The sequence below is a fragment of the Flavobacterium sp. CLA17 genome (assembly GCF_013112255.2).
GTDB lineage: Bacteria > Bacteroidota > Bacteroidia > Flavobacteriales > Flavobacteriaceae > Flavobacterium > Flavobacterium circumlabens.
The window spans coordinates 3074833-3096520 of sequence record NZ_CP068294.1 but is presented as its reverse complement, the minus strand read 5'-3'; the positions used below and the strand labels follow the sequence as shown (position 1 = coordinate 3096520).

22 protein-coding genes and 1 pseudogene are annotated in these 21688 nt (G+C 35.8%); 10 read left to right on the top strand and 13 right to left on the bottom strand.

The annotated features are described in order from the left end of the window. Nucleotides 1-59: 59 nt before the first annotated feature. From HAV12_RS12630 to HAV12_RS12620, 3 genes are all read left to right on the top strand, one after another. Nucleotides 60-872 carry a hypothetical protein gene (locus HAV12_RS12630; protein WP_171569967.1) on the top strand — a complete coding sequence of 271 codons (813 nt, stop codon included), beginning with the start codon at nucleotides 60-62 and terminating at the stop codon, nucleotides 870-872. Nucleotides 873-996: 124 nt separating this feature from the next. Beyond that, nucleotides 997-1539 (top strand): DUF1697 domain-containing protein, encoded by a 543-nt coding sequence (locus HAV12_RS12625; RefSeq protein WP_171569966.1) that lies wholly within the window; start codon nucleotides 997-999, stop codon nucleotides 1537-1539. Continuing rightward, on the top strand, nucleotides 1539-1931 hold the full coding sequence (locus HAV12_RS12620) for a DUF4348 domain-containing protein (protein WP_171569965.1): 393 nt from the start codon (nucleotides 1539-1541) through the stop codon (nucleotides 1929-1931). Before HAV12_RS12625 ends, HAV12_RS12620 begins: the two co-directional genes overlap by 1 nt. 1 nt (nucleotide 1932) lies before the next feature. Here the strand turns inward: HAV12_RS12620 and HAV12_RS12615 are convergent, their stop codons facing one another. The 5 genes and pseudogenes from HAV12_RS12615 to HAV12_RS12600 all read right to left on the bottom strand — a co-directional run bounded on the left by HAV12_RS12615 (nucleotide 1933) and on the right by HAV12_RS12600 (nucleotide 4589). Beyond that, nucleotides 1933-2334: a hypothetical protein gene (locus HAV12_RS12615; protein WP_171571681.1), complete on the bottom strand. Its 402-nt coding sequence runs from the start codon at nucleotides 2332-2334 to the stop codon at nucleotides 1933-1935. A 4-nt stretch (nucleotides 2335-2338) separates the two neighbouring features. Then, nucleotides 2339-2479, bottom strand: a pseudogene (locus tag HAV12_RS22930) (ATP-binding protein); the annotation flags it as partial. 74 nt (nucleotides 2480-2553) lie between these two features. After that, a complete protein-coding gene (locus HAV12_RS12610; RefSeq protein ID WP_171569964.1) occupies nucleotides 2554-3057 on the bottom strand; it encodes an MBL fold metallo-hydrolase in 504 nt (167 codons plus the stop codon). A gap of 24 nt (nucleotides 3058-3081) precedes the next feature. After that, complete coding sequence (locus tag HAV12_RS12605; RefSeq protein ID WP_171569963.1) at nucleotides 3082-3771, bottom strand: aspartyl/asparaginyl beta-hydroxylase domain-containing protein; 690 nt, start codon at nucleotides 3769-3771, stop codon at nucleotides 3082-3084. Between the two features lie 47 nt (nucleotides 3772-3818). Then, nucleotides 3819-4589: a diphthine--ammonia ligase gene (locus HAV12_RS12600; protein WP_171569962.1), complete on the bottom strand. Its 771-nt coding sequence runs from the start codon at nucleotides 4587-4589 to the stop codon at nucleotides 3819-3821. Nucleotides 4590-4656: 67 nt separating this feature from the next. Here HAV12_RS12600 and HAV12_RS12595 point away from each other — a divergent pair, with 67 nt between their 5' ends. Together HAV12_RS12595 and HAV12_RS12590 are read left to right on the top strand one after the other, a co-directional pair. Then, nucleotides 4657-6717, top strand: coding sequence for a M1 family metallopeptidase (locus HAV12_RS12595; RefSeq protein ID WP_171569961.1), 2061 nt, complete (start codon nucleotides 4657-4659; stop codon nucleotides 6715-6717). A 173-nt stretch (nucleotides 6718-6890) separates the two neighbouring features. Next, entirely contained in the window at nucleotides 6891-7790 is a 900-nt protein-coding gene (locus HAV12_RS12590) for a patatin family protein (protein WP_132036862.1), read from the top strand. Nucleotides 7791-7887: 97 nt separating this feature from the next. Here the strand turns inward: HAV12_RS12590 and HAV12_RS12585 are convergent, their stop codons facing one another. The 5 genes from HAV12_RS12585 to HAV12_RS12565 all read right to left on the bottom strand — a co-directional run bounded on the left by HAV12_RS12585 (nucleotide 7888) and on the right by HAV12_RS12565 (nucleotide 13685). Next, a complete protein-coding gene (locus HAV12_RS12585) occupies nucleotides 7888-9129 on the bottom strand; it encodes a lanthionine synthetase LanC family protein (protein ID WP_171569960.1) in 1242 nt (413 codons plus the stop codon). Nucleotides 9130-9139: 10 nt separating this feature from the next. Further along, on the bottom strand, nucleotides 9140-10105 hold the full coding sequence (locus tag HAV12_RS12580) for a T3SS effector HopA1 family protein (RefSeq protein ID WP_171569959.1): 966 nt from the start codon (nucleotides 10103-10105) through the stop codon (nucleotides 9140-9142). Next, nucleotides 10092-11195: a phosphotransferase gene (locus tag HAV12_RS12575; protein ID WP_171569958.1), complete on the bottom strand. Its 1104-nt coding sequence runs from the start codon at nucleotides 11193-11195 to the stop codon at nucleotides 10092-10094. Before HAV12_RS12575 ends, HAV12_RS12580 begins: the two co-directional genes overlap by 14 nt. 69 nt (nucleotides 11196-11264) lie before the next feature. After that, nucleotides 11265-12716 (bottom strand): hypothetical protein, encoded by a 1452-nt coding sequence (locus tag HAV12_RS12570; protein WP_171569957.1) that lies wholly within the window; start codon nucleotides 12714-12716, stop codon nucleotides 11265-11267. Nucleotides 12717-13163: 447 nt separating this feature from the next. Continuing rightward, nucleotides 13164-13685 (bottom strand): hypothetical protein, encoded by a 522-nt coding sequence (locus tag HAV12_RS12565; protein ID WP_132036857.1) that lies wholly within the window; start codon nucleotides 13683-13685, stop codon nucleotides 13164-13166. A gap of 123 nt (nucleotides 13686-13808) precedes the next feature. On the opposite strand from HAV12_RS12565, the gene HAV12_RS12560 reads away from it, so the two are divergent. The 3 genes from HAV12_RS12560 to HAV12_RS12550 all read left to right on the top strand — a co-directional run bounded on the left by HAV12_RS12560 (nucleotide 13809) and on the right by HAV12_RS12550 (nucleotide 17752). Further along, nucleotides 13809-14576 (top strand): TSUP family transporter, encoded by a 768-nt coding sequence (locus tag HAV12_RS12560; RefSeq protein WP_171569956.1) that lies wholly within the window; start codon nucleotides 13809-13811, stop codon nucleotides 14574-14576. 149 nt (nucleotides 14577-14725) lie between these two features. Next, complete coding sequence (locus HAV12_RS12555) at nucleotides 14726-17062, top strand: ATP-dependent helicase (RefSeq protein ID WP_171569955.1); 2337 nt, start codon at nucleotides 14726-14728, stop codon at nucleotides 17060-17062. Nucleotides 17063-17131: 69 nt separating this feature from the next. After that, nucleotides 17132-17752 carry an L-threonylcarbamoyladenylate synthase gene (locus tag HAV12_RS12550; protein WP_132036854.1) on the top strand — a complete coding sequence of 207 codons (621 nt, stop codon included), beginning with the start codon at nucleotides 17132-17134 and terminating at the stop codon, nucleotides 17750-17752. 191 nt (nucleotides 17753-17943) lie between these two features. On the opposite strand, the gene HAV12_RS12545 is transcribed toward HAV12_RS12550, so the two are convergent. Genes HAV12_RS12545 through HAV12_RS12535 form a run of 3 tightly spaced genes read right to left on the bottom strand, consistent with a single transcriptional unit; the run spans nucleotide 17944 to nucleotide 20299 of the window. After that, nucleotides 17944-18777 carry an OmpA family protein gene (locus HAV12_RS12545; RefSeq protein ID WP_171569954.1) on the bottom strand — a complete coding sequence of 278 codons (834 nt, stop codon included), beginning with the start codon at nucleotides 18775-18777 and terminating at the stop codon, nucleotides 17944-17946. A gap of 32 nt (nucleotides 18778-18809) precedes the next feature. After that, nucleotides 18810-19829 (bottom strand): glycosyltransferase family 2 protein, encoded by a 1020-nt coding sequence (locus tag HAV12_RS12540; RefSeq protein ID WP_171569953.1) that lies wholly within the window; start codon nucleotides 19827-19829, stop codon nucleotides 18810-18812. 20 nt (nucleotides 19830-19849) lie between these two features. Beyond that, nucleotides 19850-20299 (bottom strand): type I restriction enzyme HsdR N-terminal domain-containing protein, encoded by a 450-nt coding sequence (locus HAV12_RS12535; RefSeq protein ID WP_132036851.1) that lies wholly within the window; start codon nucleotides 20297-20299, stop codon nucleotides 19850-19852. Nucleotides 20300-20394: 95 nt separating this feature from the next. Between HAV12_RS12535 and holA the strand changes: the two genes are divergently transcribed. Continuing rightward, nucleotides 20395-21399, top strand: coding sequence for a DNA polymerase III subunit delta (gene holA / locus HAV12_RS12530; RefSeq protein WP_171569952.1), 1005 nt, complete (start codon nucleotides 20395-20397; stop codon nucleotides 21397-21399). Nucleotides 21400-21466: 67 nt separating this feature from the next. Continuing rightward, nucleotides 21467-21649, top strand: coding sequence for a CAL67264 family membrane protein (locus tag HAV12_RS12525; protein ID WP_057122980.1), 183 nt, complete (start codon nucleotides 21467-21469; stop codon nucleotides 21647-21649). The last annotated feature ends 39 nt before the right edge of the window (nucleotides 21650-21688 follow it).

Sequence of the window (21688 nt, the reverse complement as noted above, 5' to 3'; positions counted from 1 at the left end):
ATAGTGGTGGTCACTGCAAAAGAATATATTTGTCAAAATTTTAATAAACCAATTAATAAATGAAAAAAAATATCCGACTCTTAATAATTGCTCTTATTTCCGTAGCCTGCTCTAATGATACCGAAAACAATAACGAAAAAGAGTGCTGTCTGGTCAGTGCAAAAATAACAGGCTTTTATTATGATGATATAACGATCTCAAATGACGCATCTAATTCCAATTTTTCAGGCAAAATAAATTTTGAATATGACATTCAAAACCGTATTAACAAAGTGAAAGGAGGATTGCTGCACGTACCGGATGGAAATAACCTGAACAAATGGGTCTTATCAAATGATGTGGAAGATGTAGTTACCTACGATAATAATACGATTAAAGTGGATTACTCTGCTAATTCGGATGCCAGGCCTTATCAAAAAGAATTTACGTTAAATAATGGAGTTTTAGTGAGTAGAAAAGTAACCAAAATATATCCTATACCATTAGACCCGATAGTGTATATTTACGAATATAACGGGGATGAAATAAGGGAAAAAATAGGTGGAAAGGTTTACAGAACCTTTACTTTATCTGCAGGTAACCTGGTTAAAATCGAGCAAATTAAGTATGATTTTCTAAGTAATGAGGTTACAGGAAAAAGAGAGTATTTGTTTTTAAATTATGATGCTTCCGAGAATCTTTTAAAAGGCAAATTTTATATCAACGGGGCATTCTTTAAAGCTTTTTCAAAAAATAATTATACACAATTAAAAATCAGAGAGTATAGTTTTAAGGATAATACCTATACTTTAAAAGATGAATCAGGGACGTCTTTTGAACTTACCTATGATGCAGACAATATCGCTTCTTTGTTTGAAAGAGAGTGTAAATAAGGTTTTTGCCCCTGAAGTAAATTATAAAGCAGTTCACGGATTCTGGTTTAATTGGTTCGGCCTTTGAACTGCTTTAGTTTTTATTGCAACTGAATCTTTATCTTTGAATAAAATTTTAAAAGAAATGACAACACACTTAGCACTTTTACGCGGCATTAATGTTTCGGGACATAATATGATGAAAATGGAAGCCCTTAAAGCAATGCTTGAAAATATCGGTTTTCAAAACGTTAGAACGTACCTGCAATCCGGAAATGTGTTTGTCGATACAGAAGAAGAAAGTGCTTCGAAAGTGGGTTTTATGATCAAACAGGAAATTTTTAAGGTTTTCGGACATGAAGTTCCTGTGATTGTCATTACTAAAGAAGATCTGGAAGCTTGTTTTAAAAACAGTCCGTACTTAAAAGAAAAAGATTTAGATACCAAAAAGCTGTATGTTGCTTTTGTTTCGATTGCTTTGAAAAGTGAAAATATAAACGATCTCAAAATCAGTCAGTTTAAACCTGATGAAGCGAGTATTGACGGTAACAGAATATTTATTAAATATGCTGTTGGCGCCGGAAAAACAAGATTTGATCAGAAATATATCGAGAAAAAACTGAATGTTACAGCAACGATCAGAAATTGGAATACCGTTACAAATTTACTTACTATATATTCTGAATAATGAAAAAAACTTTGTATGTACTAATGTTGATTATTATAAGTCAAACAATAATAGCACAAAAGAAAACAACAGGATCCGGAGAGGATTTTAGCTCTTTTTTTCAGAAATTTAATAAGGATAAAAATTTTCAGCTTAGCAGAATTAAATTTCCATTAACTGTAAAATTGAATAATGATGATTTTGAATTAGTTGATTACATAATCAGTAAGGATGAGCATATAATCTTAAAGTTAAATTTAAAAAATGTCGAATATAAGCAAAAAACCATATTCAAAAATAATACTGTTATAATTCAGCAGAGAGGAATTGATAATGGGATTTTCATTGATTATATCTTCGATAAAAGAAAAGGGTTGTGGTTTCTAAAAACCTGGGTCGATCAGTCTACTTAAATTATTTAGGATCAGAAGGCAATAGTACTTTTTTTAAAAAGATTGTATCGGCGTTATGACTAGAACCTTTTCTATTTCCGCCGCCATGGGAACTATAAGCTTCTATTGATTTTTTCTCGTACCCATCTTTATCAACAAATTCATTGATCATTAATGGTGGTGCTTCCGAACCTGCAAAAGTCCATTGTGAATAGCGTAATTCCTCTAGTTGGAAATATCCCTTTTGATCGGTCAGTACTTCGCCAACTTTGCAGTTTTCAACTGGTTTTCTGGTAATAGAATCATAAACGTAGCCAATAATCTGTGGTCTTCGGCATCTGCTCACCAGACAACTTTGAAAAACTAATGCAACAGCAATCAGTAATAGTGTCAGGTATATATTTTTAAAATTGATTTTTTTCATTTTATTAAATAAGATCACAATACCAAAATCCATAATCAAAAGAATCAGTAGCATTTGTATCGCAGGCAGTATTGGATGAATCTTCGGTTTTTGGTTTTTCATATTTGCGGTAAACTATTTCGCCAATTTCAAAATTTAGGGGTTCTCAAAAAAACAGTCCGTACTTATTACTGATTTAAAAGATGCACCGATAAATAATTAATTTTCAAATTGATCTTATTAATCTCTCATCCATTTTAGCATGGCCGGAAATGCGGGTTTATTTTCCTTAACAGCGCGTTCTTTTCCTAAACAAAGCCCAATCCATTCCAGGAAAGGCAAACCGATATAATTTTCATTGGTAAAATTTGAAATGAGCCAATCAGATTCATTTTTATAGCCATGGGGATGAAATACGAATTCCAGAGGCAACTGTAGATGATTTGCTGCAGCAAAAGACCAGAGAATTGCACCTATTTCTTCGGCTTGAGTTGGCCAGTCAGCTGCTATTTTTTTTGTTCCGGCTAATTGTCTTTGACTGGATGTGGTAACAGCTAAATGTCCTGCTTCATGCAGAATATCTCCGGGATATAGTAATTTATCATAATCGACATAGAGGCAATTTGGACCTAAACTTAATCCGGGTAAAAAAGTTGTTTCTAGTTCTTTTTCAATTATATCTAATCCTATTTCTTTGAGGAACGATAAAATTTTTTGTAGTTCCAGGTTTCCTTCTACGGGCATATTAATTGGTTTTAAACAAAATTACTATTTTAGATTTTTGATCAGTTCGTTTGCGGCACTTGTATTCATTCGTTTTAACTCAGCAATCACCAATAGTTTCTGCTCTTCACTCATTGTTATCTCAGGTTTTACAAATTGATTTTCAGGAGCTTCTTTATAAAATAAGGCATCAGTCCAGTCATTCCGTACGCCATCAATAACCAGATGAATACGGTCCTGATTTCCTCTGTTGGCAACCGAATGGGTAAAATTGGCATCAATATACCAGCATTCACCTTCCTTCATCATCAAACGTTTTCCGTCCAGTATAAATTCAACATCAGGATTGGTAATGATCGGAATATGTAATCGGAACGAACCGTCTTCATAGCCCAGACAATGATCGGAATGAGGTTTGATTTCTGCTCCTGCGGCAAGTTGCAGCAATCTTACCGCTGTTTTTTCGAAATGGAAATGCTCCAGAATTTCTTTAAAATACGGACAGGAAGCTAAAATTTCGGTATTCATCATTTCATCACCAGTATTGGATAAGGCAAAGATATTGTTGGATTTCCCGTCTGTAGACATCAGGGCAACAGAAGTCCATTTTCCCGTGTAATCATTTTTATTGTAATGAGCTGTCCAGCTTTTATTCAGTATTCCCAAAAGGTCACTTTTGAGTTTATCGACATCAAAAGAGATTGGAAATTTGATAAAACGTATTAATGTATCCATATTGTTTGCTTTAAATGGTAGTGGTAAACTATCATGAATTCAGTACTTTATTTCGGAATCAAATCGCAATACCAGAATCCAAAATCAAAAGCATCAGTGGCACTGGTGTCGCATGCGGTATCAGATGAAGCTTCGTTTTCCTGTCTTTCATATTTGCGATAAACGATTTCCCCGATTTCAAAAGCGATTGGTTTGGAAAAAATAGGTCCATCGAATGTAAAGGTATGAAATTCGCCATTTTCTCCGCATAAATCTACATTTTCAGGCAGATCCTTTATAAAATCCTGATCGATAATCCGGCCAACAAAACTTTTGTCTAAATAACGTTCGTTCACACAAACTACAATCGTTTTAAACCCCAATTCAATAAATTCCTGAATTAATTCGCTGGTTGGAATCTTCCAAATGGGGAAGACGCCTTCGAAATCTATTCTTGCCAGTTGTGTTTCCCTATATTTTCGAAGGTCTTCGAGGAAAATATCCCCAAAAACAGAATGGGTAATTCCTTCGTTTTTAAGTTCGGTTAAAGTTTCGGTCATCACCTTTTCATACACTTCCATGGTTGGCATTTCCGGAACCTGCATAATTTTTAAGGGTAAGCCGATGCTCTCTGCCTGTGCTTCAAGCAGCTCCACCCGAACACCGTGCATAGAAATGCGCTGAAATTTTTGGTTGACACTGGTCAGTAAATATTCGATTTTATAATCCGGATTCTGTAAAATTTTGTACAGGGTAAGTGCGGAATCTTTTCCGCTGCTCCAGTTAAATAGGGCTTTGATTGGTTTTGACACGTTCTTATAATTTTCTATAGTAAACATACAAATTTCATTCGATTTGTTGGTCAAACCTTTGTAACTTTGAGATTTCTGCCCAAATTTATAAGCAATGAAATATGTTTTCCTCTTTATTACCAGCTTCGTTTTTGCACAACAGACTCATTTTGTTGATTTTAAATCAGTTTCGGGACAATTAGTATTAGATGCTAAAGAAAAAATGGTTTCCGGATCTGTCATTTATGATTTTGATGTTTTACAGCCCACGGATACCGTTAAAATTGATGCTAAAAACATGGAATTTACTCAGGTGAAAATCGATGGAAAAGAAGCTGTGTTTTTAAATACGGGGAAAGAACTGAAAATTATTTCAAATTTTCAAAAAGGAAAAAATCAGTTAAGCTTTTACTATTCGGTTAAACCAAAACAAGCTTTGTATTTTGTGGCTATCGAAAATGCTGAAGTTCAGATTTGGACACAGGGTCAGGGGAGATATACCAGTAATTGGTTTCCCAGTTTTGATGATGTGAATGAAAAATTGATTTTCAATTTACAAATCACTTATGACAAAGGATATGAGGTTGTTTCGAATGGAATTTTAAAAAATAAAATCGAAAAGAACAACCAAATCAATTGGCAATATCAAATGGAACGCCCGATGAGTTCTTATTTGCTTATGCTTGCTGTTGGTAAATTTGATAAAAAAGAATTTAGTTCAAAAACTAAAATTCCATTAGAATATTATTTAGAAAACAAAGATAAAGATTCTTTTGAGCCAACGTATCGTTACTCTAAACGTATTTTTGATTTTTTGGAAAAGGAAATAGGAGTAAAGTATCCGTGGAAAATTTACAGGGAAATTCCGGTTCGCGATTTCCTGTATGGCGGAATGGAAAATACAACTTCAACGCTTTTTACCAGCCGTTATGTAGTGGATTCAATTGGTTTTACAGACAGAAAGTACACCAATGTTGATGCCCACGAATTGGCACATCACTGGTTTGGAGATCTGATTACTGCCGAAAGCAGCACACATCACTGGCTGCAGGAAGGTTTTGCCACCTATTATGCTTTACTTGCTGAAAGGGATATTTTTGGAGAGGATTACTTTTACTCGAGATTATACGATACCGCCCAACAGCTGAAATTTGCCTCACGGACAGATGTTATTCCCGTTTTAAATGCCAAAGCCAGTTCATTGACTTTTTATGAAAAGGGGGCTTGGGCGCTGTTTTTTTTACATGAATCGATAGGGGATAAAGCATTCAAAAAAGCCATCAAAAGTTACTTGAAAAAATACGCGTACCAAACGGTGAATACTCAGAATTTCTTTGATGAAATAAAAAAAGTATCCAATTTTGATCTGGAGAAATTTCAAAAAACCTGGCTGGAATCTGTTGCCTTTGATACACCAGCAGCTAATGCTTTACTGAGTAAAAACAAAGCAATTCAAATTCGTCTGGAGGTTGATAAATTAAAAAAAGTACCTTTCGCAGAAAAGAAAGATTTCTTAATTAAAACTTTAAATTCAGATGTGTATCATTCTGTAAAGGAAGCGATTATTGAGCAGATTCAAAATGAAAAGTATAACCTGAAAAAGGATTTATTGCTGATCGCTTTGCAAACTAATGATGTACAGGTTCGTCAGGCTCTTGCCGATAGTTTTAGTGAAATTCCGGAAGATTTCAGGATAAATTACGAAACTTTACTGGATGATAAATCGTATCAGACCCAGGAAATTGCGTTGTTTTATTTATGGAAAAACTTCCCGGATCACCGAACGGCATATTTGAATAAGTCTAAAAACTGGATTGGTTTTAAAGATTACAATCTCCGTACTTTATGGCTTTCGCTGGCGCTATCGACTCCCAATTACAGTGAGGATCTGCAAGCCCTGATCTCTGAGTTGGTGGCTTTTTCTTCCACTAAATATGAGGCTACAACGCGACAAAATGCATTGGAAAAGCTAATAGCCTTTAAGCTGATCAACGATTCCGTTTTGATAAATCTGGTAAATGCAACAACGCATCATATGTGGCAATTTTCGAAATACGGGAGAGATTCAATTCGCATCTTGTTAAAAAATTCAGAAATGCGTGTGTCGTTTGAAAGAATTTTGCCTAATTTGACACCCGATGAGCAGTTTCAGTTGAAGCGGTTATTAGCGGAGTAGAATGAAGAGTAAAGAATAAAGAATTAAAGAATAAAGAATAAAGAATAAGAGTAAAGAATATGTAATATAGAAAAAGAGTAAAGATTAAGTTGTAAAAAGTGATCGACACTACCCCATAGCGTTAGTTATGTCTTCTTTCTTCTATTCTCTTAAAAAAAACCTACAATATATTTATGAGAGCATTGGTTATTTCGGGTGGAGGCAGTAAAGGAGCATTTGCTGGCGGCGTTGCACAATATTTGATAGAGGAAAAAAAGCATGAATATGATCTCTTTTTAGGAACTTCAACCGGGAGTTTGCTGATTCCGCATTTGGCTCTTGGGCATATTAAGAAAATCCACTGGGTTTATACCAATGTTACGATGTCTAAAATCTTTAATATTTGTCCTTTTGTTGTGAAAGTAAAAGATGGAATTGATATTGTAACGATCAACCATTTTAATGTTATACGTCAGTTTTTCAAGGGAAAGAGAACGTTTGGTGAAAGTAAAGGTTTACAGAAATATATTAAAAATAACTTTTCGATATCCGATTTTAATAAGCTTAAAAAACTCCAGTCTGATGTTATTGTAACGGTAACGAATTTAACCAAAAACGAAGCTGAATACAAATCGGTGAAGGATTGTACCTACGATGAATTCTGTGACTGGACCTGGATTTCGAGCAATTATATTCCGTTTATGAGCCTGGTTACCAAAAATAATTATGAATACGGAGACGGAGGTTTTTCGAGTCTGGTTCCCATTCGCGAAGCTATCAATCGTGGTGCCACCGAAATTGATGTCATTGTTTTGGAAACGGAAGTCAATATGGATAAAATGGTTATTGGCAAAAATCCGTTTTCACTGATGATCGATTTGTTTCGAATTGCCTTAGATCAGGTAGAAAAGCATGATATTGCTATCGGAAAATTGATGGCCAACAATAAAAACGTAAAACTCAATTTGTATTATACACCCACAAAACTTACCAATAATGCTTTGATTTTTAACAAAGAAGTCATGAAAGAATGGTGGAAACAGGGCTATGAATATGCTCAGAATAAATCTGAAATTATGAGTGATAACAAGTAGCTTCACAGTTTAAAATAATTTTAAAAAAAAGCAGGTAATCAATTGATTCCTGCTTTTTCGATTTCCAAATATAGTAGTTGAATTAGTTTAAGTCATATTATGATAGCCCAAGTGCCGGTACTAACACACTTTTGTGCTTGTCTTTATTAAGTAAACGAAGATAAAAATAACCAGTACCGGCAATGCCCATCATGAGTCCGGGAGTATATTGTCCGGAATTTAATCCGGTAGACCACGGAATATTATTATCCTGGTATTTACTGATGCCGGCATTACCTACCGCTTCTGCAAGCTGTTGGTATTCAATCCCTCCGCAATCCAGCATAATATCTGCATTTCCTGCTATACCGTGGCAGATGGAATAATTGGTGTTGCTCAGATTTTCCACCAGGCCATGGTAAACGGAATTGGCAGTAGTGGTAAGGGCAATCTTCATTTCATTGGCAAAAACAGTGTTTGGATACAACTGATTTGCCTTTAATCTCGATATCGTAATGCCCGGAGCACCGTGGCACCATGCAAGTCCGCAGATATTTCCGGCTGAACCCGAAATTACATCATCCCTAAAATCCGGCCAATTTTGCTGTGAGCTGTCGAAAGACTGACGTTCATAATTAAAACCTCCTTCGGAAGCTTCCAAAAAAGAAGGATTTCCTGTAACCTGATGCAATTGTAATAAGGCCAAAGCGATACCGGAAGATCCATGTGAAAAACCAGTCAGGTTTTTTTGGGAGGGAACTGTTGCCCATGACCAAATGGTATCGTTTTTAACTGCTGCGCTGCACAATAAATTGCCCAACGCAATTGCTTTGTCCAAAAGTTCTTGTTTTTCAAAAACGGCATACGCATCCAGTAGAACAGGTATAGTTCCGGCAGCGCCGCTAATAATATCAATTTCGTAAGATTGAAGCGAATCGGTGGGAATACTTTCAAGCAACTCAAGTCCTTCTTTTACCCATTCTTCCTTATCAAGCGCTGCTCCCAGTTTTATTAATGTTGCCGCGATCCCGGGTTTTCCTGCGTAGAAGCCATGATTGGAGGCCTGATTCATAGTTGATCTTACCTGTTCGATACTGCCTTCTATTGTTTTAAGTAAAATCGGGTCTTTTCTTTCGGAATACAATGCCATCAGAAATAAAGCAATACCAGAGGTGCCGGAATATACATCCGGGCCAAAAGTTTTGATGACCGGCTGGTAAGTCCCATTCAGAGGTTCAAAGGAATACCCTTGCCAGGTACAGGATTTATGATGCCAGATACTGGTTCTCATTAAATGCGTTCCGATATTCCATGCTGTTTCAAGGAAATTATTGTTAGTTGTAGTTGCAGTTGCGTCCATGGTTGTTTTTTTAATTGAATACTATTTTCGATCCTTTATTGAGAAAAGTGTTTTCAGGATCTATTCCTCTTTGAACAAAAGCGGCAGCAATTTCGTCCACAACTGCAGCTGCAACGAGTTTTTTATGTGCAGTTTGAAATAAGGTTTCTGCAAGTATCGTTACCCTGTTCATTCCAAAACTTTCCTGTGCATTTGGACTTTCGGCTATGCCAACACCTTTCGCATAGGGATAAGTAAAAAGTGGAACATCTTCTTCCAGATACTCTTTCATTTCATCGCAAATTTCCGGCAATAACATTTTGATTATCGGAAGCATAGCGTCTTCTACATAAAGTACGGCTGCATCACGTCGAAAATATAAATCGGGATGATTAAGGCATTTGAAGAGAAACGGAATGTTATAATAATTTAATGTTTTAGTAAGGATATTAATAAGGACAGGAGCGCCTTCACTAATACAATTCCAGTAAACCCGGGTCAAATTAGGAGATGGATTCAGCGACTGATTGCTAAAAACATAATGAAAGGTAGGCTGTCTGTGTTTGTCCTCTTTTGGGAATAAAACCGTAACGGTCTGTCCAATTGCTGCAGTTGATCCGACAGGAATATCTGTTACGGAAGATACTGGAATAATACGATGTTCGGCCAGTTTTACGATTTCTAAATAGCCGTTCGGGTAAATGTTTTTTACCATCCAGTCTTTCTCCGTTTTATTTCTGCTATGGTTATTTTGAGACAACAATTCTGAAAAGGCATCATTAGTAACGCTAAAATGAACCGCTCTTTCTTTCTCACCGGACTGATAACTTTCTTTTAAAGCGTAACATTCCGAATACAAGATGCTGATGAGACTGCCCATGGCGTTTTCAGCAGTAGTGGCGTATTGTTTATCCCTGAAAAGTATAGTGGAGTCAGAAATATGAAGCTGACTGACCAGTCGGGTAAGTTCTTTAATAATGGTTTTATCCTGGAACATAGTCTTGTTGTAGTTTTATATTAAATAATTCCTGTAATGCCATAAAAGGATCATTCATAATATTGAAGGCAAGCTGAATACAGCGCATGCTATTGGCTTCTATTTTTGAATTATAAGTGATGCCTTCCAGACTGGTCTGAATAATCCTCGCAGCAGTTAGTTGTATCATTCGAATTAAGATGTAACTATGGCTGGATTCCGGGTACTGCTGTATTGCCATATATTCGTAAAGAAAAGCCTGTGCAGAAGATTGTGTGTTTTTGATATCATAAGGCTGCATGTATTCGGGCAATTTGTAACCCGCAGGATCATTATTATCGAATCCAAGAAGCCATACACTAACATAAGATTGTAATAGTCCGGCAACATCCCACATCGGATCACCAATATCTGCCAGTTCCCAATCGATGAGTTTTTGTGTAAAACCTTTCTCATTTGGAATCGCCATAAAGTTGATCCATTTGATATCACCGTGTATGAAGTGGGTGTAATTCCACGATACCGCCAGATTGATTAAAGTATTTTGTAAGACCTGATTTTCTTTTATCAATTGAATGATACTGGTGCTTGCTTCATTGTTAACAAAAAACTGATCAGCATTGTATTGATCCAGTTGCAATACCCAAGGTAATGCTTTTGGAAACATTGAAGTGTCTGTCCGGGCATCAGGTACAACATGGCACGCTGATAATATAGAGGCTTGCTCGCGGGCAAGGTTTAAGTCAAAATTTTTGGTAAGCATATAATGCTCGTATAGGTTTTTTGCGTTATATAACAGCTCGGTCACCATTATATTATGATCCCCATCATGATCCAGAAGTTTAGGAACATGGGTAGCAATGGATGAAAATTCGGTATTGTTTTTAAATAAGGTATAGGCATTTATTTCTCTTCGGAATAAACCATCGGCGACAAAATCCTTTTCCATTTGTTTTACAAAAAGAGAATTTTCAGGCTGGACTATTATTTTCAAAATTGTATTTCTGGTGTTTACGGGATGTACCATAAAGTGACCTTTAACCACTGCATCTTCATCAATAAGCTGGCGTTTATGTAAGTATTGATATACGGTTTCCGGGGTTAATTGCATAACGTAAGATTTAAGAGTTAAAAAAGAATCGCAGGATTTTTCAGATCCTGCGATTTTTTAAATTAGGTATTATGGACAGATAAATGGTATTCCCGTACAAGATACAGTAGGGATACAAGATACTGTTGGAAAACAAGATACAGTAGGTACACACTGATTTACCGGCAATGTTGGTATTGCAGCAGCATTCACATCAGCAGGAGTTCCTGAGACTCTGCATATCTGTGGTATTGTGGGATGACAGTAAAGTGTATGTGGTAACCCGGCATTTACATTACCTGTGCTTTGAGTAACACCGTTACAAATAAAAGGTATTCCGGTGCAGGATGCTGTTGGGATACAAGATAATGTTGGAATACAGGATACCGTCGGGATACACTGATTTACAGGTAACGTTGGTATGGCAGCAGCATTTGCATCAGCTGGAGCTCCTGTTACTTTACAAAGCTGTGGCAATGTTGGAAAGCAGTATACGGAGTGCGGAGGACCGGCATTTAAATTACCTGCACTTTGAGCTACACCATTACAAATAAAAGGTATTCCTGTGCAGGATGCTGTTGGGATGCAGGATAATGTTGGAATACAAGATACCGTCGGGATACACTGATTAACAGGTAAAGTAGGTATAGCAGCCGCATTTGCATTTGCATCAGTACCACTTAGCGATCTGCATACCGGTGGATAGGTTGGAAAACAAAACAGTGTTCTGCTTTCTGTATTTGCAGTATTATCAGCATTTTGAGCGACACCACTGCAAATAAAAGGTATTCCTGTGCAGGAAGCTGTTGGAATACAAGATAATGTCGGGATACAAGATACCGTTGGGATACACTGATTAACAGGTAATGTAGGTATTGCTGCAGCATTTACATTAGCATTCTGTTGCGTCAGACAAATTGGAGAGATGCCTGTTACACATGACGTAATAGTCGGAACACATTGTACCGTTGGTATTGGAAAACACTGTGTAATTGGTATGGTTGGAAAACCTGCCTGACTGTTTAGATAGTTGGTGTAGATATCACCTTTCAATAATGGAGAGGCTTTATCATCACATTGGCAGGCTGCATTTAGGGAACCACTCGCATGCAACGTTAATAAACTTGTAAACTGGCTGTCATCTATCTCACTTTGAATACCGGCAAGCAATAAAGGTACAGAGAATGTATGGCTGTAGTTGAAACATTTCCATCCAAGGAACGGAACGTCTACACATGGGTTCAGACCCAGGTCAAAACTAAAAACACCACTGGCTTCATTGAAGTTAGTGATGCTTACTGTAATTTTGAATTTACTAAAAGGCTGCCATGTAAAACTTGTATTGGTATTAAAGCTAAAGCTTTTCGTTACATTTCCAAAAGGAGTTTTTAATCCTAGTGTTATCGTAACCTGGCCTTTTATAGCACTGGCAGAGATGCACATGCTACAACCCAGAAATGATGGTGTACACCACTCTGAGGCCGCAAGACTGTCGTACCCTTCGTACACAGCCCCGTTTTCTACGTTTAAAATTTTAGACATAATTATTGGTTGATTTGACACCTACTCTTTTTTAGGGTTTTTCGGTTTTCTTCCCTGTTCTTCGGTTGATTTGCTTATTGTTTAAAATAAAATGGAGACAATAACTTTCTCTCAATATCATGTAAACACATGTTGGTTTTTATTGTCGAAAATCATTTTAGTAATAAGTGGAGAAACAAATAATGCTAGCTTTTCATTTGTTATTCTGAAATAAAAGTACTGGGCATAGCGCCGTATTTGAGAAGAAATGACAGGAGCAGGAGTTTTCTTGTCATGAAAGAAGAAAAATGAAACATAAGAAAAACGCTCTCATTACGAAAGAGTTCCCCATAAAAAAAAGCAGGCATCCATAAGGGAATGCCTGCTTTAATGTGTTATGTATTCGACCAATAATGGGTATTGGTATTAAAGAAATATGCTTGTTTTAGCTGTTATGGTAAGTGGTTTTTACCACAACCCGGATACCTCATTTTTAATATATCCCAAAGCAGCATTGCTTGGAGATTGTTTCTCTAATAAATCGTTCAAAATTACTTCACGTAACTTATCAGCACTGTCGACGCGGTCACTCATTGCCGCTTTACGAATAATTTGTATCGTTGAGTTTTTAGCCGTTGTAATAATAGTCCAGCATTCATCAGACATATAAATCTGCTGTGTTAGATTGTGTTCGAATTCCTGTTCAATCTGATCGATTACAAAATTTTCGTAATCATGCTTTTCATTAGAAATGGGGGCAATTCTTATCAGTAGTTTAGTAAGGTTGATACGCTCTAAATATAAAGTCATGCGCTCGTAAGCCTGCAAACGAATTGGCAGCGATTCGCTATGCGCTTGTTTATTCAATAAGAAAGCACGTTTTCTGTCGTTGTTTTTAATATGTAATTCAAAAAAACTGTAGGCCACAAATCCGGTAACAATGGCTGGTAAAGTATAACTTGCTAATTCTATAATTCTTGTAAAATCCATTTTAGTAATTTTTCAACAAAAATATACTTTTTGAGGATAAATCCACTTTAAAATTATTGTAATAAACAAAATGGAATTCTACTTTTGTGCACAATTCTTTAAACGGACTGAAAGACAACAGAAATGGAATCATACATCATTATTTTACTTTGTTTAGCGGCCTTTGCTGCAGGATTTATTGATGCTATAGTGGGAGGCGGAGGATTGATTCAAACCCCAATGGGATTGATCCTGTTACCCAATTTGCCAGTTTCCACGGTTATCGGGACTTTAAAGTTACCGGCTTTCAGCGGTACGGCTTTTGCTGCTTTTCAATATCTGAAAAAAGTAGTGATTCAATGGAAATTATTATTGATTATGATGTTCCTGGCAGTTCCCTCGGCTTTTCTGGGCTCAACTATATTAACATATGTGAGTAATGACTTTATGAAACCGCTCCTACTGGTGGTTTTATCCATTTTACTGATTTATACCTATGCAAAGAAAAATTTCGGACAGCATGTAGCTAAAGAACATTCAGAAAAAACACAAATTTTATATGCTGTACTGATTAGTATGATTGTAGGTTTTTACGATGGATTTATTGGCCCCGGAACAGGAAGTTTTTTAGTAGTAGCCTTTATAGCGCTAATGGGGTTTGATTTTCTGCACGCTTCCGCGAATGCCAAAATGGTAAATCTGGCAACCAATTTTGGTTCGATATGTCTGTTTATTTCCAAAGGAAAAATAATCTGGGCAATTGCATTACCAATGGCTGCCAGTAATGCGTTGGGAGGCTGGCTGGGGGCTAAATTGGCAATTAATAAAGGAAATGGTTTTATCAGAATCTTCTTTTTGGTTGTAGTAATCGGCACTTTGATTCGTTTCGCTTACGATGTTTTTTATAAGTAAGTTGCTGGGATATTAAGTTACTCATTTGCTCAGTTTTATAAATTAGGATGTTCCTGAAAACTTATAGTTTTAATATCGTCATCATAGCAGCTTAGTCACTTTCTTTTTCCATCTTTAATTCTTATTTTTGCATAAACAGAAAAAAATTCATGCATAAATATATTGACCAGCTAAACGAAGCACAAAGAGAACCCGTTTTACAAAAAGACGGGCCAATGATTATTATTGCTGGTGCAGGTTCGGGAAAAACACGTGTTTTAACCATCAGAATCGCTTATTTGATGCATCAGGGCGTTGACGCGTTTAATATTTTGTCGCTTACTTTTACGAATAAGGCAGCTCGTGAAATGAAGCACAGGATCTCAGATATTGTAGGACCAGCCGAAGCAAAAAACCTTTGGATGGGAACATTTCACTCGATTTTCGCACGTATTCTGCGTTCAGAATCGGAACACTTGGGATATCCTTCCAATTTTACCATTTATGATTCACAGGATTCCCAGAGACTGATTTCTTCCATTATCAAGGAAATGCAGCTGGATCGTGATGTTTATAAACCAAAGCAGGTTTTAGGCCGAATTTCAAGTTATAAAAACAGTCTGATTACGGTAAAAGCGTATTTCAATAATCCCGAATTGCAGGAAGCCGATGCCATGGCAAAAAAACCAAGGCTAGGAGAAATCTACCAGCAGTATGTAGACAGATGTTTTAAGGCCGGAGCAATGGATTTTGATGATTTGTTATTGAAAACCAACGAATTGCTAACCCGTTTTCCGGAAGTTTTATCCAAATATCAAAATCGTTTCCGTTATATTCTGGTAGATGAGTACCAGGATACCAACCACTCCCAATATTTGATTGTCAGGGCTTTATCAGATAAATTTCAAAATATTTGTGTTGTAGGAGATGATGCGCAGAGTATTTATGCCTTCCGTGGAGCGAATATCAATAACATTTTGAATTTCCAAAAGGATTACGAAGGGGTAAAAACCTTCAGACTGGAACAAAATTACCGATCTACAAAAAATATTGTTGAAGCAGCGAATACGATCATTGATAAAAATAAAACAAAACTGGACAAAATCGTTTGGACAGCGAATGATTTCGGACCAAAAATAAAAGTACACCGCAGTTTAACAGATGCCGAAGAAGGTCGTTTTGTGACCAGTACCATTTTCGAGCAAAAAATGCAGAATCAACTGCATAATGGTTCTTTTGCAATTTTATATCGTACCAATGCACAATCACGTGCGATGGAGGATGCCCTTAGAAAACGTGATATTCCGTACAGGATTTATGGAGGTTTATCCTTCTATCAACGTAAGGAAATTAAGGATGTACTTTGTTATCTTCGACTCGTGATTAATCCGAAAGATGAAGAAGCATTAATTCGTGTGATCAATTATCCGGCACGTGGAATTGGGGACACAACAGTTGAAAAACTGACTATTGCAGCCAATCATTACAAAAGATCGATTTGGGAAGTGATGGTCAATATTGATAAAATTGACCTGAAACTGAATTCGGGAACAAAACAAAAGCTAAACGATTTTGTGACAATGATTCAGAGTTTTCAGGTTATTGATCAGAATCAGGATGCTTTTTATATTACCGATTATGTAGCTAAAAAAACCGGTTTAGTTCAGGAACTTAAAAAAGACGCTACTCCCGAAGGAATGGCTAAAATTCAGAATATCGAAGAACTTTTAAACGGTATAAAAGATTTTACGGAAGGGCAGAAAGAAATTGATGGTGCAAGAGGAGCTTTGTCTGAATTTATGGAAGATGTAGCACTTGCCACAGATTTAGATAAAGATACAAGCGATGAAGATCGTGTGGCCCTGATGACCATTCACCTGGCAAAAGGACTTGAATTTCCTCATGTATTCGTAGTCGGAATGGAAGAAGATTTGTTTCCAAGCGCCATGAGTATGAGCACAAGAAGTGAATTGGAAGAAGAAAGACGTTTGTTTTATGTGGCATTGACACGTGCGGAACATCAGGCCTATCTGACCTACGCTCAATCACGATACCGCTGGGGAAAACTAACAGATAGCGAGCCATCCCGATTTGTGGAAGAAATTGATCCGCAATATTTAGAGTATTTAACACCCGCAGAAAGTAATTATCGCTACAAACCAATGATTGACAGCGATATTTTTGGAGATATTGATAAATCGAAGTTACGATTGGCAAAACCGGTAGGAGGAACTCCGCCTAAATATATAACAGATAACGAGCCTAAACCGGATTTGAATATTCGAAAATTAAAACCAGTTGCAGGTAATAACCCAAATATCAGCGCTCCCAATTTATTTGACAGTAAATTAACTGTTGGAAATATTGTCATGCACGAACGTTTTGGTAAAGGAGAAGTCGTTAATCTGGAAGGTGTAGGGCCAGATAAAAAAGCAGAAATCAAATTTGAAGTTGGCGGAATCAAAAAACTTTTACTACGATTTGCTAAGTTGGATGTGGTAGGATAAATAATGTTTTAAGTTTCAGGATTCAGTTACGTGAAACCAGAAATAAATTAAACTTTTAAACAAAAAGAAATGGCAGAATTTATAAAAATATATCCCGATAAACCTAGTGAAGCCGCAATTGCCAAAGTTGTAAAGGTGCTTCAGAATGGAGGTTTAGTAATTTATCCAACGGATACTGTTTACGGTCTGGGTTGTGATATTACAAATTCACGTGCATTAGAAAAAATTGCAAAAATCAAAGGGGTAAAATTAGAAAAAGCAAACTTCTCTTTTATTTGCCATGATTTAAGTAATCTCTCCGATTATGTGAGACAGATTGATACTGCAACTTTCAAAATCCTGAAAAGGGCATTGCCGGGACCGTATACTTTTATTTTACCTGGAAATAATAATTTACCGAAAGAATTTAAAAAGAAAACAACTGTTGGTATCCGTGTTCCCGATAATAATATCATCTTAGAAATCGTAAGGCAATTAGGGAATCCGGTGGTGTCCACTTCAATCCGGGATGAGGATGATGTAATTGAATATACAACTGATCCGGAATTGATTTTTGAAAAATGGCAAAACCTGGTAGACCTTGTTATTGATGGTGGTTACGGAGATAATGTAGGTTCAACAATTATTGATTTATCAGAGCATGAACCGGTAATTGTGAGAGAAGGAAAAGGAGATATTGGGATTTTGTAAAAAAAAACTTAAATTGTATAATAATCAAAAAATAATAAGTAACTTTAATATCAGTTAAAATTTAGTTAGTTAATTGAAAATAATGCTATTCTTGATTTATATTTAATTGGTTATTAAAAAAGTTAAGAATACATAAAAGCAGGTCATTAGACCTGCTTTTTCTGTTTTTATAATAAAGAAAACGGCGTTTTTTATTTTGCCTGTTTTTTCATTTCTTTTTCAATCATATCATAGAACTGATCGATTTTTGGCATAACAACGATACGAGTTCTTCTGTTACGTGATTTATTTTCAGGAGTATCATTTGCAACTAAAGGTACATATGAACTTCTACCAGCAGCAATTAATTTCGCAGGGTTAACACCTAAATCATTTGTCAATACACGAACGATTGAAGTAGAACGTTTAACACTTAAATCCCAGTTGTCTAACAATACTCCATTGCTTTTGTAAGGAACATCATCTGTGTGACCTTCAACCATACATTCGAAATCTGGTTTGTCGTTTACAACTTTAGCCACTTTAGCTAAAACAGATTTTGCTTTATCGCTTACATCATAACTACCGCTTTTAAATAATAATTTGTCAGCAATAGAGATAAAAACAACTCCTTTTTCAACGTTGATTTCGATATCCGGATCATTAATTCCAACTGCTCCTTTTAAGCTTGTTACTAAAGCCAACGTTACACTGTCTTTTTTAGTTAATGCGTCTTGTAATCTTGATATTTTTAAATCTTTTTCTTTTAAACTTTCTAAAGATTTTTCAAGATTTTCAGCACCTTTCGTAGTCAATACGGTTAAGTCTTTAGAGCTGCTTATTAAGTCCTGATTGTGTTGTTTATAACTTTCCGCCGTAGCTGCCAATCCTGCTTTTTCTTCTAAACATGAATTAAGTTTTACAGTACAAGAATTTAATAAGTCCTGAATTTCTTTGTTCTTAGCTTCCAAAGCTGCATATTCCTTTTTAGAAACGCATGATGTTAAAGCCATTAATACTGATAGTGCAATTACTATTTTTCTCATAATTTTAATTTAATTAGACGTTGATTACAAATTTAGTTTTTAATATTTTGAATTCTGTTAAAGATTTCTTTAAATACCGTCAATTTCTTTACGTAATACAAGTAAACGATACTTTTTACTGTATAGTATTGTTGTATCTGAAAATCTTTTCTTTTCCTTATATATTTTAAGGATATGCAATAAAATGAAAAATGGGCTTTCAAAATTGCAAAAGTATGTTGAAATTTTCCCTGTGTAAGAAAACGGATAGCGGCAATTCCATCCAGAATCATTCGGGCGAAAATCACGAAAAACATTCTTTTTTTAGGAAGGTTTTTTACCAGCATTAATAATGAATTCCTGAAATTTAAATAGGTCTTTTTCGGATTTCCATGCTGTAAAGTTGCTCCTCCAACATGATAAACAGTGGATTGCGAATTGTATTTAATAATGTAGCCTTCATTCAAAGCACGCCAGCACAAATCGATTTCCTCCTGATGTGCAAAAAAGGATTCATCAAAACCGCCTAATTCGTGATAGACTTGTTTTCTTATAAAGAAACAAGCTCCGGAAGCCCAGGATAATTCACAATTATCATCATATTGACCGTTGTCTTTTTCAATGGTTTCAAAAATACGTCCGCGACAATAAGGATAGCCGTATTTATCGATGAAACCACCGGCTGCACCGGCATATTCAAAGTATTCCTTATTTTTAAAGTCGAGAATTTTGGGCTGTATAATAGCAGTTTGATTTTCAATCTCAAAGGTCGCAATAATAGGTTTCAGCCAGTTCTCGGTTACTTCAATGTCAGAATTAACCAGAGCATATATTTCTGCATCAATATGTTGTAAAGCATCATTATAGCCTTTTGCAAAGCCATGATTACCGCTGTTTTGTACAATTTTAATGGTAGGGAATTTTTCTCTGACGAAATTCACAGAATCATCTGTTGACGCATTATCTGCAACATATATAGTGGCTCCTGCCGAAAATTGAACGACGGATGGTAAAAACTGTTCTAACAATTTCACCCCGTTCCAATTTAAAATGACGACTGCTATTTTATCCAAAAGTACTTTATTATAATTTGTTAAATCTGCTTGTAATCTGGTAGGGATTGTAAAAACTCATACTTTTCATTTTCAAAATCCATCTGACAATAAAAATGATTCAGACCGTTGGTGACGTTCAAAAACCGTGCCTTCATTGTCATATTATAACGTGCAATCTGATCAAAAGTTGCCTGCGAAATTTTAATTTCCGGAGCTTTGCACTCTACTAATATATGTATAGAACCATCCGAATTAAAAACAACAACATCATAGCGTTTTCTCAATCCGTTGACTGTAAGAACCTTCTCTACGTTGATGAGCGACTTCGGGTATTTTTTTTCATTCATTAAATAATGAACAACATGCTGTCGGACCCATTCTTCGGGTGTAAGAATGATAAATTTTTTCCTGATTTCATCAAAAATAGACACTTTATTTTCGCTATTTTTGAATCGGAAAGTATAACTAGGGAAATTTAATCTAAGCATAAAGCAAAAATATAAAAATGGTTTCAAGTTTCAGGTTTAAAGTTTCAAGTTATTGAAGCAAGCACCTGAAACTTTAAACCTGAAACAAAATTTTAATGGACGAAGTTGTAAAAATTGTTAATGATATAAAGGCCGGTAATATAAAACCAATTTATTTTTTAATGGGGGAAGAACCTTATTATATAGATAAACTGTCCGAATATATTGAGCAGAATGTACTTTCAGAGGAAGAAAAGGGGTTTAATCAGACTGTTTTGTACGGAAGGGATGTTTCTGTCGAGGATATTGTGTCAACGGCCAAGCGCTATCCTATGATGTCTGATCGTCAGGTTGTTATTGTGAAAGAAGCACAGGATCTATCCAAAACGATTGATAAAATTGAATCGTATGTAGATAATCCGATGGAATCTACCGTACTTGTTTTTTGTTATAAATACAAAACACTCGATAAACGTAAAAAAGTCACTAAATTATTAGCTCAAAAAGGAGTAGTCTACGAAAGTAAAAAGTTATACGAAAATCAGGTCGGTGACTGGATCAAACGTGTACTGGCCGGGAAAAAATATACTATTGATCCGAAGGCAAACGCTATGTTAGTGGAATTTTTGGGTACCGATTTGAGTAAAATCAATAATGAACTTGAAAAACTACAGATTATTTTGCCTCAGGGAACTGTAATTACGCCACAACATATTGAAGAAAATATCGGTTTCAGTAAAGATTATAATGTTTTTGAACTTCGAAAAGCAATTGGCGAACGAAATCAGATTAAGGCCTATAAAATTGCTGCAAATTTTGCCCATAATCCTAAAGAATATCCGCTGGTCATGACAACGGGATTGGTTTTTGGATTTTTTATTCAACTTTTAAAATACCACGGACTTAAAGATAAGAACCCTAAGAATGTGGCCGCAGCGATTGGCGTAAATCCTTATTTTCTAAAGGAATATGATTTGGCCATAAAGAATTATCCGATGCGAAAAGTGAGTCAGATCGTGGGTGCGCTGCGTGATATTGATGTAAAAAGTAAGGGGGTTGGAGCTAATGCTTTATCTCAATCGGATTTGTTAAAAGAAATGCTTTACAAAATATTTAATTAAGCCGTGAAAATTCACGATATTTGCATTTTCGAAAAAAATAAATGACATTAAAAAATAACTAATAATTATGGGAATGAATAAAAATACCGTTTTAGGATGGGCAACTTTTATAATGGTACTTATGGGATTATTACTTATAGGTCTTGGAGCTTTCCGATACAGCGATGTATCCGGCTGGGGATTTGTAGCCGTAGGTGTTGGATTTTTTGCTAATGCTTGGGTTTTTAATGCTTTGAAAGGTAGGGTTTAATAGGAATCAATGTCAACTGCAAATATCAATTGCAATATA